Raw genomic sequence first — 12,180 nt, 5'->3', positions numbered from 1 at the left:
AAGTTGGTTTGCAGGCCATAGTCGGAGTGCACAGGGTCGGCTAGAATTTACACATCTCTACCAACTCACATCTCCGCCTACCAAGAGCAATCCAATGATAAAAATATTCTGCGCTCCATCCTTATTGTTTACAAGCTTGTTGTTCATCAGCGCAGTGTTAAGCCTAAGCGCCTGTAGCACACAAAAGCCCGCTCAGAAAAACGAAAATCTCCCCAATCAAATTGGCGATGCTGTTACCGCTCCTTTAAGTGATCTTAATCTCGTGCAAACTGCAATCCCATCTGCATTGCGCAATGCCCAAAAAAATCCTTATGCTGCGCCTGAAAGCGTGACTTGCGAAGTATTGGCAAAAGACATTAACGCACTTGATGAGGTGCTGGGCGCCGACTTGGATAAACCCGTCAGTAAAAAGGATGATGGGCTGCTGGAGCGAAACCTAGTATCAGAATCTGTTTCCGCTATTCGCAAAACAACTGAATCGGTTGTTCCTTTTCGCAATTGGGTGCGCAAATTATCAGGCGCAGAACGCAAATCGAGCGCAGTTAAATCGGCGATTACGGCAGGCAGTATTAGACGTGCTTATCTAAAAGGCATAGGCCAAGCACATAACTGCCCGGCACCCGCATCGCCCCAATTAACGGTTAACAAAAATTAAAGAAGCGAAATCATGAGTGAACAACCCAAAAATCCACTTCACGGCATTACGCTTGAAAAAATTGTCATCCAACTGGCTGAGCATTACGGCTGGGAAGAGTTGGGCGCGCGTATCAATATCCGCTGTTTTCAATCTGATCCGAGCGTAAAATCCAGTTTAAAATTTTTACGAAAAACACCATGGGCACGCACCAAAGTTGAAGAACTCTATATCAACACTTTGAGTAACTTATAGCGCAATAACATGACTAACAATTTAATTGGATGAATGACGTGTTAGCCACTTTAGAAGAAATTGAACAGGCCGCCGAAATTGTTTATTCCGTCATGCCGCCAACGCCTCAGTACTGCTGGCCACTACTTTGCGAAAAGCTAGGCGCAGAAGTTTGGACAAAACATGAAAACCACAGCCCCCTAGGCGCATTTAAAGTTAGGGGAGGTTTGGTTTATTTCAGCGAACTCGCTTCAACTCAATCGGTACAGGGAGTTATAGCCGCAACTAGGGGAAATCACGGCCAGTCTGTCGGACTAGCCGCAAAACATTACGGCATTCCCGCCACCATTGTGGTTCCACATGGAAATAGCAAAGAAAAAAATAATGCCATGCGCGCCCTAGGTGTTGAACTTATTGAACATGGGGACGACTTTCAAGCCGCAAAAGAATACGCAGAAAAATTGGCGGAAGAAAAATCACTGCATATGGTGCAGTCATTCCATCCTCTCCTAGTTAGAGGTGTCGCAACCTATTGCGTGGAACTACTCCGTGCAGTTCCAAATCTAAATACCGTTTATGTCCCTATTGGTCTTGGCTCGGGAATAGTTGCTATGTTAGCGGCCCGCGAGGCGCTTGGCCTAACATGTGAGATCGTTGGTGTGGTCTCATCACACGCGCGCGCCTACTCAGAATCATTTACCAAAAAGCAATTAGTAGAATCGCCAGCAACAACTCTGTTGGCAGATGGCATGGCATGTCGCACGCCCAATGCGCAAGCCTTAGAAATCATTTTGCAACACGTTGATCGCATTCTAGAGGTAACAGATTTAGACGTTGCCAACGCCATACGAATGCTGTTTGAGTGTACGCACAACCTAAGTGAAGGTGCGGGAGCAGCTGCTCTCGCGGCCGCAATTAAAGAAACTCATCAAAATCGTGGGCGCAAAATTGCCGTGGTGCTCACGGGTGGAAATATTGACCGCGAGCTTTTCGCTAATATTTTAACTGATAAATTTTAAGTTCGATTTGGGGAGAAAATATGAGAGCGCTCATTACAACTTTCGCCACTTTCTTGCTAATTATGGTTTCGAATCTTGCCCATTCTGAGGTCTACACATGGGTAGATAAGGACGGTAAGAAGCATTTCGGACAAGAAGTTCCAAAAGAATACGCAAAAAAAAGTACAGTAATTGAAGTTAAATCCGTTAACTCTATGGACGAAACTAAAACTCGCCCAAGCTACCAATCCACCAATACACCCTCGTATCAACAGCCTCAGTTACCTGTAACTCAAGACAATTACGCCGAAAAATTAAGTAGCTGCGAACAACAAAAACGCGCTTACGAAGATAGCGTGGCTTGTTATGCGCGTTGCCGCTTACCCAAAGATGATTTTGGTAAGCGTGTCAACAATGTTTCCGGCTGTACGAATTGTGTGGATGTTAAAAAACCGAATTGCTAAGAATCAACACTCAAGGCATATGACTACCGCCGCGTGATATGCCTTCCAATAAATAGGGATAACATAAGAGCGCATATTTCTAGGCAAATGGATGTTTCCGGGAGCGCCTTCGATCATCGCAGGCACAGAAATCATAAATTTGTGCCCAAAGCTACTACGGGCATTTCCGGATATGGTGTTGGCAACCTCGCCTACCAAATCAAAAAGATATTCGTTCGTCGTTTCGGTTTCACCGATGCTAAGCAATAAATGTTTGAGCAGAATTCTCGGTGCGGTGAAATAAACACACCCCCGATAAGGCCCCGAAATTCCAATAATACCAGTGAGATCATAAGCAGCGGGTTTATCGTTCTCAACCAAGTATGGGGTACCAACTTTCACACTCTTATCGTTGGTGTGCTCAAAAAAACGTACGACACCATCAATAAAAACTTGCAGGGTTTGTTCTGACATTTAATCCTCGGTTAATTCCGTAAGCGCTTCAATTAATTGCTCTTCGCTAAAAGGTTTGCACAAAAATCCGCGCGCGCCTTTTTTCAAAGCTTCAATGCCCGTTGCTTTATCTGACAACGCAGATATCACCAAAATGCGAACGTCCGGATCCAGCGCAACCAATTGCTGAATACAAGCAATACCGTCCATTTCCGGCATGGTTAAATCCATAGTGACAACCTGAGGCCTGATTTGCTGGAAAAGTTGTAATGCCTCGGAGCCGTTTGCAGCAGAACCAACAACACTAAACTGCTCAGAATCGTTACACCGTTCTATCTTCCGGCGAATGATGTTGGAATCATCTACAATCATTAATGACAGCATTCACTACTCCATATTGGTTAGGCCGCTAGCCCTTCTTGAACAGCCACAATCGGTAGGGTTATGACAAATCGACAATGACGACCACGTCGACTCGATACCGTAATTTTCCCACGATGTTGCAGAACGTGGTTCATAACCGCCTCCATGCCTACACCGCGGCCTGCATCTTTTGAGATTTCTTTTGCTGTGGAAAAACCTTCGTGAAAAATAAGCGCGAGCAGATGTTTATTTCCCCAAGATTCAATTTCATCTTCGCTCCAGCGGCCAGACTCGAGCGCTTTTTCACGTATAGCGCCGTAGTCCAAACCTTTGCCGTCATCCATGACCGAAATTTCCATTTCAGTGTCCGATATTTTTGCCATACGTAAATCAATGCGTCCCTCTAAAGGTTTTTCAGTTAATTCGCGATCTTCGGGCGATTCAATTCCATGAGTTACAGCGTTACGTAAGAGCTGTATACAAATTTCCTTAACTTGCTGGGCATATTTTGGCTCTAAGTCAATTTCATGTAGGCCACTGGCAACAAATTTCACTAACTTTCCATTGCGCTGGGCAATACTTTTAACGAAATCTCCCAAATGACCCCAACCATCTTGTTGACGATTGCCAAGAACATTTTTCTCAGATGCAGATGTATTACCTTTGTTGCCGTAATGACCAAATAGTGCGAGCTTTTCTGTAAGCTGTTGTACCTGTTGCGTGTAGCTAATGATGTTTTCCAACTGTACCGCAAGGGGCAGAAAGTCGTTACCGGTAATATCTGATTTACCGCGCAACTCTTGCAGGCTGTCCTCAATGGCATGGGCGCGGCTTTCAAAATACTCCAACTTTAACGAAGCAGCCTCACCTTTGAAGTTATGAATTTCCCTAAAAATGCTGACGATTTTCTCTTTAAGCATTTGCGTTGTTTTGGCGGGTTGCCGCAAAACATTATTAATTCTGTTGTAGCACTCGTAACTGTTATTGATAAATTCTTGCAACAATGATGGATGGGTGTGCAATAAGCTCGTTAACAATTCAATTTGTGATTCGCTGTGTTTGCGGCTTTCTGCCAAGGCTTTTTCCAAACGAACTTTTTCAGTGACGTCCAAAACGGTAACAAGTACATGGGAAATTTCACCTTCTTGCTGAGCGCGGGCAAAACTAAATTGCAGATATTTGGTGAGGAAGCCACCGCTTGCCTGGGCTATATTTACTTCAATCAAATTCAGGGGATTTAAGTCGCCAATTAATTTGGCTTTTACTTTTTTATCGAAGAGAAGTTCGATAAAACCACGTGCTGTTTCAGCATCTTTTTCGCTAATGATATTTTCCAGAAGCGATTGAAAGTTTTGTCCTGCAATATCCTGAATACCTAAAATATCTAGCAGCTGTTTTGAATACTGATTACCAATTATTAAATTCTCATCAACAAGAAACAGCCCTTCATTTACCGTCTGAAGTATTTCAGTTGTTTCTTTACGGGCAAGTTCCAATACAGCATCACTATCTCGTAGCTGACGCAAGAAATGCAGCATGATGAATAGGAAGTTAAGGATAGCCAAACTAATACCGATGGTTTGGATAATCCGCAACCGTGTAGCCTTAGAGGAAGCAACTGCTTCCAAATCTACAGTCAAGTCATTCATATGACCTAACAATACAATGTTTTTTAATTTTGCTTGCTCCAGCGCTGAGGCAAGACTGCCGACATAATCACGGTGGGACTGAACGTCATCCAATAATTGATCGATCGCCGCTTTATAGGGGAGCCAGATATCAGTGGCTTCTTTTAACGTCTTTTGGCTTTCATCAGATTTCACTTGCGGCAGAATAATGAGCTCTTTATTTGCATTGTGCGCTTCACCACCCGAGGTAAATGCGCGCAAGGTTTCATCAAATAAAGCTTCACTGCTTTTAAGCTCAGCTATTGCCGCTGAAAATTCTTTGGAATCAGCGGATTCGCTATTGAGCACATAGAGTGTCTTTGCCATTCGCTGGCTGAGCATACGCTGTCGGCCAGCGAGGTTGATACCTACAGCATCCGCCGAAATTTCAAATGAAACATAGAAGTTTAAGATCATTACCGAGGCGTCAAGCAAAATGAAAAGCGCTACAGAAATTAGAATGCCGCGATATTTACCACCCAGAAATTTTCCATATTCAGTGTTGGATTTACTTGGTGAAAGTTTTTTCATAAATCACCCGCTCAGCTAAACCTTAGCTTATTAAAGATGTAAAATCTGTACGGGGGGACCAAAGCGAAACTCATGCCAAATAAAAATAATTTGAATGTGTGTATCAGAAAAGGGCAAAAATGATCGAAATGCTAAAAAATCGATCGCTTAAAATAAATCTTAAAGAACTTTCGAGAAATTAGTTGGTGCATGAAGCACAGTTCGTGCGCCATTTCCGATCACACAACTGCAATAAAAAAACCGCCCGAAGGCGGTTTTTTTTAAATGAATACGGCTCAAATTTTTCGTCTTATAACAAGCAATCCAATGGCACCCAAAAACAGCAGTAAACTTGATGGTTCTGGAACAGAAGTAGTGTTGCCAGAGGACTGGGTTTTATTCAAAGTGAAATCAAAAATCCACCACTTATTGCTGTTATAACCAAAAGATCCATTTATAGTTACATCAATAGAGTGCGCGGTAAAAGTTGGGGTAGCCGTCGCGTAAGCAAAAGGGGCGTAGTTAGGCGTAATGCTTGAAAATTGATAACCGACGAGCGTTGGAAAATCTAAATGAATTTTCCAATTACTCATACTTCGATAGCTACCATACATATCACTACCGCCATAAACCCATAGGCGATTATTAACAGGATCAATGTCTATAGCAGATATCATCTGGCCACTGATACCTAAATTGTGGCCACCACTCTCTTGATTGCCGTCGATCGTAGAAGAAAATGGCCCATCCGAAAATGTCCAAGACCCGCCACAGCAACTATAAACACCAGTGTCAGAAATGGTGACCGTTTGACCCGACAAAATTGGGCTTGCACTGGCAGAAAGAACAAAACCAAATAGAATCCAAACAGATAAAATGCGCTTTACTAAAAATTTCATATGTTTTTCCATGTAAATGTGAAGATAATGCTATTAACAATGTGACTCAAGACACATTAATGTCGTCAAAAGCAATTTTCACGCCTGCAGTCAAAAACCATTAATTATCAAACTCTTAGCCCTTAGGGTACGAAAGCTGATTTGGACGCCATGTCAAAATATTCGACAGGTGAATTTGGCATGAGGCATTTATTCTTCTTGCAATTGCATCGCCCACATTTGCGCATAGCGACCCTGCAAATTTAACAGCTGCTGGTGCGTTCCTTCCTCAACAACGGCGCCCTTGTCCAGCACGATAATTTTATCCGCGTCCACAATTGTAGATAGCCGATGGGCAATAACCAACGTCGTCTTTCCCTCGGCAACTTCTCTCATAGCATCTACTATTGCAGCTTCAGAATGTGAGTCCAATGCTGACGTGGCTTCATCGAAAATAAGAATAGGTGAATTTTTTAGGAGCACGCGCGCTATGGCGATGCGTTGCTTTTCGCCACCAGAAACTTTTAGCCCACGCTCGCCCACCAAGGTTTTGTCACCTTCGGGGAGACTTGCGATAAAGCTTTCTAAATGCGCCATTTTTATTGCGCGATTAATATCTTCTTCTGTTGCCTGCGGATTACCGTAGGCAATATTTTCGCGAATGCTGGTGTTAAATAGCACTGTATCTTGAGGAACTATGGCAATTGCTTTGCGGAGTGACTCCTGAGTGACTTGCTGAATATTTTGTCCGTCTATTTCAATCGCACCGCTATTGATGTCGTAAAAGCGATAAAGCAAACGTGCAACAGTGCTTTTACCCGCACCCGAAGGGCCTACGATTGCAACACGCGACCCCGCTTCTATATTGATATTCAACCCCTGAAGAATGGGCCTATCTGCATTGTAGGCAAAGTCCACTTGCTTCCATTGTATGTTTCCATTGGGTACACGCAGCTCGGTGGCATTTTCAGCATCAACAATTTTCGCTTCGCGTTTTAACAGAGCTAGCATATTTTCAATATCGGTTAAGGAGCGGCGAATCTCGCGGTAAACAAATCCGAGAAAATTGAGTGGGATAAATAATTGAATCATGTAGGCATTGACCATGGCTAAATCCCCAATGGTCATTTCTTTCGCAATAACACTTTTTGCGGCCATCACCATCATTACCGTCATGGCTGCGGCGATAATAAATGCTTGCCCGGAGTTAAGTGTTAAGAGTGACATACGATTTTTTAATTTCGCGGTTTCCCATTTCGCTAGGAATTGATCGTAGGTATCGGCTTCGTACTTTTCATTATTAAAATACTTAACGGTTTCATAATTCAATAAACTGTCTATAGCGCGGGTGTTGGTGGATGAATCAGCCTGGTTTGCTTCTCGCACGTAACGGTTGCGCCATTCAGTGGTCACTATCGTAAAAGCGATATATATCAGCACGGCAACCAAGGTGATGATTGCGTACCAATAAGAAAAGGCAACTGCAAAAATAATTGCAACGGAAAAAATCTCAACCAAAGTAGGCACAATATTGAACATTAAAAAGCGCATTAAAAAGCTAATGCCGTTTGTACCACGCTCAATATCGCGGCTAATACCGCCGGTTGCGCGGTCAAGATGAAACCCCAACTCAAGTGAATGTAAATGCTTAAACACACGCAAGCCAACTTTGCGCATGGCTCGCTCGGTTACGCGGCCAAAAAGTGCATCGCGAATCTCGCCTAAAAAAACGCTTCCAAAGCGAAGCAACCCGTAAAACAATAAAAAGGCGAGCGGCAAGTAGAGCTCAGGGCGAATGCTGGGGTCTACACCATCAATAATGTGTTTTAGCGCCCATGGCATTAAGAGTGTCGCAAGCTTGGCGCCAATCAATGCGAGCATCGCTAAAATGACGCGGCCTTTAAAGTCCCACAGATACGGCCAGAGGGAGCGAAAGGTCTCCCGCCAACCGAGCGCATATTCTTTACCGTTTTTATGAGGTGTGGCGTCGCCTGCTTTTATACCGCGCATAGAATTTCCATCTACCCAATAACTAAAAAATTAATCTATAACAAAAACTCGATTATCGCAGGAGCTATACTCCAACTCTATTGACGATTGTACGTAGGTTGTTGAAATGAGCTTTAAACATCTGGACAGTTTATTCAAACCTAAATCCGTCGCGGTTATTGGCGCCTCTAACGCCAGCAATAGACCGGGCTTCGCCGTGATGCGAAATTTATTACAGGGGCACTTTGACGGCCCCATCATGCCGGTAACACCAGACTACAAATCAGTTCAAGGTGTATTGGCTTATCGCTCTATAGAAGAGCTACCCATCACGCCTGACTTAGCCATTATATGCACACGCGCTAGCCGCGTACCGGCGATTATTATGCAGCTTGGTCGCAAGGGCACAGGGTGCGCCATCGTCATTGCAAGTGGTTTAGAAAATTTGCACACAGCGCAGGGCACCAACCTTCAGGAACAAATGAAGCAAATTGCCGCGCATTGGAATATTCGGCTACTGGGGCCCAACTCATTAGGTTTTATTGCACCGGCATTGGGTTTGAGCGCGAGCTATGCGCACACACAAGCTCAGCCGGGCAAGATTGCTTTTTTATCCCAATCATCCGCCATGTGCACTGCACTATTAGATTGGTCAAAGCGCCGACGCATCGGCTTTTCTTACGTGGTATCACTTGGCGATGCAGTCGATATAGATTTTGATGAGTTGATCGATTACTTAGGCCGCGATCCTGCCACAACTGCCATTTTGCTTTACATAGATTCTATCTCCGACGGCCGCGCTTTTTTATCTGCCGCACGTGCTGCATCTTTTAATAAGCCGCTACTCGTTATTAAAGCAGGTGGACATCTTGATAGCGCTCAACTTTTTCAACATGGCTCGACGACACCTTTAGGCATTGATGCGGTTTACGATGCCGCTTTTCGTCGCGCAGGTATGTTGCGAGTTGGCGATTTGCGTGAACTTATGGCAGCAGTAGAAACGCTCGCGAATGGCAAACCGATTCGCGGCGAAAAACTCGTTATTGTGTCAAATGGCAATGGCCCCTCCGCCATGGCCGTTGATACGCTGCTGCAACGCGGTGGAAAGCTGGAACAGCTGAACGAGGAATTAGTCAGCGATATCAAAAAAATATTGCGCCCAGGTTCACGCGCGACAAATCCGATTCATTTATTGGGCGACGCTACGCCGGAAGAATATACAAAAGTACTAATTCAATTATTAAATGATAAAGCGATTGAAAATATTTTATTGATGCACGCACCCTCGGCACTTGTTCCCGCTGAAGTTTACGCGCAAGCTGTTATCGAAACTTATCAAAAACGCACCGGACGAAAGCCCAACCTACTCGTTAATTGGATGGGTGAGGAAGCGGCGCAAACAGCGCGCTATTTATTTGCCGATGCGAATATTGCATCTTTCCGAACACCTGAAGGTGCAATCATTGCGTTTATGCATATGGTTGATTACCGGCGAAATCAAAAACTATTATCGGAAACGCCCGAATCGGTGATGGAAGAAATTCCACACCACCCACAACTCGCCATCCAACTGCACCAAGAATCGCGGCATGAAAAATTTCAGGAAAGCATTAACCAACTACTATCTCCCGAAAATACCAAAAGATTTTTAGCTGCCTACGGTTTACGCGTGGAAAAATCTTTGCACACACATGCGACACCTTTGCGCATTCAGGTTGCTATTGATCCCATCTTCGGCCCGTTTATTGCGCTAGGTGAACCGGTGAGTGGATGGCGATTAGAATCGGACGCAGCCATTGCGCTACCACCTTTGAATATGGCGCTTTCGCGTTACCTTATTCTACAAGCCTTGGGCAAAGGAAAAATTCGCGAACGTGATGGTGCTGAAACATTAGATCAACATCAGCTCGCGCGTTTACTTACCTGCGTGAGCCAAATGGTAGTAGATAACCCGCAAATTACTGAGTTGCTGTTGAATCCGGTATGGATCAAAGGCAAAGATATTTATGTAGAAAATGTTGCAGTCACCTTGAGCACAGATGCAACACAATCGCTAGCTATTTGCCCCTATCCAAAAGAGCTTGAAGAAGATGTTGTTTTGCGCAATGGCAGAAAGGTGCTATTCAGGCCAATTCGCCCGGAAGATGAAAGCACTCACAAAGAATTTGATTTGGCGATGAGCAAGGAAGACAGATACAAACGCTACTTTGCTGAGTTACCGCATTTCTCTCACGAGCAGCTCGCACACCAAACTCAGATAGATTACAACCGCGAGATGGCCTTTATCGCAACCGCAAAAAACGAGAACGGCGATTTTTACACTTTAGGTGTGGTACGCGCGATTTTCGCGGTAGATGGTTTGGAAGCCGAATTTGCCATGGCGGTGCGCAGCGATGAAAAATCCCAAGGCTTAGGTACGCTGCTCTTGGAGAAAATGATTCGCTATTGTAAAACCAAAAATCTGCAGCGTTTAACTGGCGTGACCATGCTAGAAAACGCCGGCATGGCAAATCTTGCACGCAAATTGGGATTTACAGTGAAGTTTGATCGCGACGAAGATGTTGTTCATATGGAACTAAAATTTTAAAAATCTGAGCCTTACAGCTTTGCCATTCCTTTAATGTGTTGCACAACGCAACGCCCCAGCGAAGGCAAATCATAACCACCTTCTAAACTGGATATGATTCCTTTGCATTGTTTTGGCTCTGGAAATTTTTTACTTTCATCCATGTAAGCGCGAATTTTTTGTGAAATCCAAAAATAATCTTGCTCAACTAATTGTACAGAAGACATATCGTCATCAATAAATGCGTCGAACCCTGCTGAAATAAAAATGAGTTGTGGTTTGTGCGCAGCAAGTGCGGGCCACCATCCTTGAATGGCTTCACGAAAGCTTTCACTGCGACAACCCGCTTTTAAGGGAACATTGAGGATATGTGCAGGCATATCGTCAATTGGCGTGCCAGGATAAAAAGGATATTGAAAGCTCGAGCAAAACAACACGCGTTCATCGCCTAAAAAAATATCTTGCGTGCCGTTTCCGTGGTGAACGTCAAAATCTAAAATCGCAATTCGATTAAGTCCGTAATGATTCAGCGCATAGCTCGCGGCAATTGCAATATTATTCAATAAGCAAAAGCCCATAGCGCGATTTTTTTCCGCGTGGTGACCCGGCGGGCGCACGTTGCAAAATACCACGTTGGTTTTTGCTTGCATCACTAAATCAACTCCTAGAACCGATGCACCCGCCGCGTAACGCGCGGCAGTTAAGGTATTTGGCGATAAGTAAACATCATTATCAAAAGAGACTATGCCTTGCGCAGGTAGCGATTGATTTAAACGCTGTAAATGTTCTTTCGTGTGTACTTGTAAAATTTGTTCATCAGTTGCGGGTTTTGCCTGTTGCTGTAAAAGCAAACCGTCAATACCGCTCGCCATTAATTGGTTGTCGATAACATCAATACGCGCCGGGCATTCCGGGTGATGCTCAGGCATTAAATGTTGTTTACACAAATCATGGGAGATGTAGGTGGCGAGCATAAATATGCATCCTTAAACGATGCGGCGAGTTTATCCTAAATTCCTTTTTATCCTAAATTCCTTTCAGATAAAAAAATCCCCCGAGCATTACACATGCACGGGGGTTCCCAGACGGAGATTTGCAGTTAACAACCAACAGGGTTTAAACGTACATCAATGCTCGCGGTTTGCGTCAAAGCTTTTGTCCACATAAGTCAGCGCAACAGCCGCGCCAAACAATGCCACCAAAATACCGACTAAAGATGCAGTTGCTACTACGCCAGATACAAACATGATTCAATCCTCTTGTTACCTTCGTTCACCACAACAACTGTGGCCTTGGGTATAGATTGAACCCAGGCTGACCCACCGCTTTTGATCTGCATCAACCGATTTTTCGCGTTGTTTGATGTAGCGCAAATCCGGTGCTTTACGCCGCTTTTTTCAGGGAATACTTCTTCCACCGATTTCACTGGCCTTACAACTGCCATT

Annotated in this window: 11 protein-coding genes; 5 read left to right on the top strand and 6 right to left on the bottom strand. The window is 44.3% G+C overall.

From position 1 onward, the window contains the following. Positions 1–94: 94 nt before the first annotated feature. The 4 genes from U1F02_RS10700 to U1F02_RS10685 are packed head-to-tail and all read left to right on the top strand — an operon-like array spanning position 95 to position 2,330. Positions 95–655: a hypothetical protein gene (locus tag U1F02_RS10700; RefSeq protein ID WP_409990384.1), complete on the top strand. Its 561-nt coding sequence runs from the start codon at positions 95–97 to the stop codon at positions 653–655. A 12-nt stretch (positions 656–667) separates the two neighbouring features. After that, positions 668–889 (top strand): VF530 family DNA-binding protein, encoded by a 222-nt coding sequence (locus U1F02_RS10695; RefSeq protein ID WP_409990383.1) that lies wholly within the window; start codon positions 668–670, stop codon positions 887–889. Between the two features lie 29 nt (positions 890–918). Then, positions 919–1,887, top strand: coding sequence for a threonine dehydratase (locus tag U1F02_RS10690; RefSeq protein ID WP_409990382.1), 969 nt, complete (start codon positions 919–921; stop codon positions 1,885–1,887). Between the two features lie 20 nt (positions 1,888–1,907). Continuing rightward, the gene (locus U1F02_RS10685) at positions 1,908–2,330 is read left to right on the top strand and encodes a DUF4124 domain-containing protein (RefSeq protein WP_409990381.1); all 423 of its coding nucleotides are present in this window, start codon (positions 1,908–1,910) and stop codon (positions 2,328–2,330) included. A 3-nt stretch (positions 2,331–2,333) separates the two neighbouring features. Here U1F02_RS10685 and U1F02_RS10680 read toward each other — a convergent pair whose 3' ends face one another. The 5 genes from U1F02_RS10680 to U1F02_RS10660 all read right to left on the bottom strand — a co-directional run bounded on the left by U1F02_RS10680 (position 2,334) and on the right by U1F02_RS10660 (position 8,190). Further along, positions 2,334–2,783 carry a chemotaxis protein CheX gene (locus U1F02_RS10680; RefSeq protein ID WP_409990380.1) on the bottom strand — a complete coding sequence of 150 codons (450 nt, stop codon included), beginning with the start codon at positions 2,781–2,783 and terminating at the stop codon, positions 2,334–2,336. Next, a complete protein-coding gene (locus U1F02_RS10675; protein WP_409990379.1) occupies positions 2,784–3,146 on the bottom strand; it encodes a response regulator in 363 nt (120 codons plus the stop codon). 17 nt (positions 3,147–3,163) lie between these two features. Next, positions 3,164–5,323 carry an ATP-binding protein gene (locus U1F02_RS10670; RefSeq protein ID WP_409990378.1) on the bottom strand — a complete coding sequence of 720 codons (2,160 nt, stop codon included), beginning with the start codon at positions 5,321–5,323 and terminating at the stop codon, positions 3,164–3,166. 275 nt (positions 5,324–5,598) lie between these two features. Beyond that, on the bottom strand, positions 5,599–6,201 hold the full coding sequence (locus U1F02_RS10665) for a PEP-CTERM sorting domain-containing protein (RefSeq protein ID WP_409990377.1): 603 nt from the start codon (positions 6,199–6,201) through the stop codon (positions 5,599–5,601). 189 nt (positions 6,202–6,390) lie between these two features. Next, a complete protein-coding gene (locus tag U1F02_RS10660) occupies positions 6,391–8,190 on the bottom strand; it encodes an ABCB family ABC transporter ATP-binding protein/permease (RefSeq protein ID WP_409990376.1) in 1,800 nt (599 codons plus the stop codon). A 106-nt stretch (positions 8,191–8,296) separates the two neighbouring features. Between U1F02_RS10660 and U1F02_RS10655 the strand changes: the two genes are divergently transcribed. After that, positions 8,297–10,756 (top strand): bifunctional acetate--CoA ligase family protein/GNAT family N-acetyltransferase, encoded by a 2,460-nt coding sequence (locus tag U1F02_RS10655; protein ID WP_409990375.1) that lies wholly within the window; start codon positions 8,297–8,299, stop codon positions 10,754–10,756. Positions 10,757–10,767: 11 nt separating this feature from the next. Here the strand turns inward: U1F02_RS10655 and U1F02_RS10650 are convergent, their stop codons facing one another. Further along, positions 10,768–11,709, bottom strand: a complete 942-nt coding sequence (locus tag U1F02_RS10650) for a histone deacetylase family protein (protein ID WP_409990374.1) — start codon at positions 11,707–11,709, stop codon at positions 10,768–10,770. Positions 11,710–12,180 lie beyond the last annotated feature (471 nt).

It is taken from the genome of Cellvibrio sp. (assembly GCF_046347455.1).
GTDB lineage: Bacteria > Pseudomonadota > Gammaproteobacteria > Pseudomonadales > Cellvibrionaceae > Cellvibrio.
This window is presented reverse-complemented; position numbering and strand designations above follow the sequence as displayed.

What these genes read in the sequence shown, in the direction of transcription:
- U1F02_RS10695 (WP_409990383.1), top strand. Translation starts at nt 668, where the DNA reads ATGAGTGAACAACCCAAAAATCCACTTCACGGCATTACGCTTGAAAAA.
- U1F02_RS10680 (WP_409990380.1), bottom strand. Translation starts at nt 2,783, where the DNA reads ATGTCAGAACAAACCCTGCAAGTTTTTATTGATGGTGTCGTACGTTTT.
- U1F02_RS10650 (WP_409990374.1), bottom strand. Translation starts at nt 11,709, where the DNA reads ATGCTCGCCACCTACATCTCCCATGATTTGTGTAAACAACATTTAATG.
- U1F02_RS10675 (WP_409990379.1), bottom strand. Translation starts at nt 3,146, where the DNA reads ATGCTGTCATTAATGATTGTAGATGATTCCAACATCATTCGCCGGAAG.
- U1F02_RS10685 (WP_409990381.1), top strand. Translation starts at nt 1,908, where the DNA reads ATGAGAGCGCTCATTACAACTTTCGCCACTTTCTTGCTAATTATGGTT.
- U1F02_RS10670 (WP_409990378.1), bottom strand. Translation starts at nt 5,323, where the DNA reads ATGAAAAAACTTTCACCAAGTAAATCCAACACTGAATATGGAAAATTT.
- U1F02_RS10660 (WP_409990376.1), bottom strand. Translation starts at nt 8,190, where the DNA reads ATGCGCGGTATAAAAGCAGGCGACGCCACACCTCATAAAAACGGTAAA.
- U1F02_RS10690 (WP_409990382.1), top strand. Translation starts at nt 919, where the DNA reads ATGAATGACGTGTTAGCCACTTTAGAAGAAATTGAACAGGCCGCCGAA.
- U1F02_RS10700 (WP_409990384.1), top strand. Translation starts at nt 95, where the DNA reads ATGATAAAAATATTCTGCGCTCCATCCTTATTGTTTACAAGCTTGTTG.
- U1F02_RS10665 (WP_409990377.1), bottom strand. Translation starts at nt 6,201, where the DNA reads ATGAAATTTTTAGTAAAGCGCATTTTATCTGTTTGGATTCTATTTGGT.
- U1F02_RS10655 (WP_409990375.1), top strand. Translation starts at nt 8,297, where the DNA reads ATGAGCTTTAAACATCTGGACAGTTTATTCAAACCTAAATCCGTCGCG.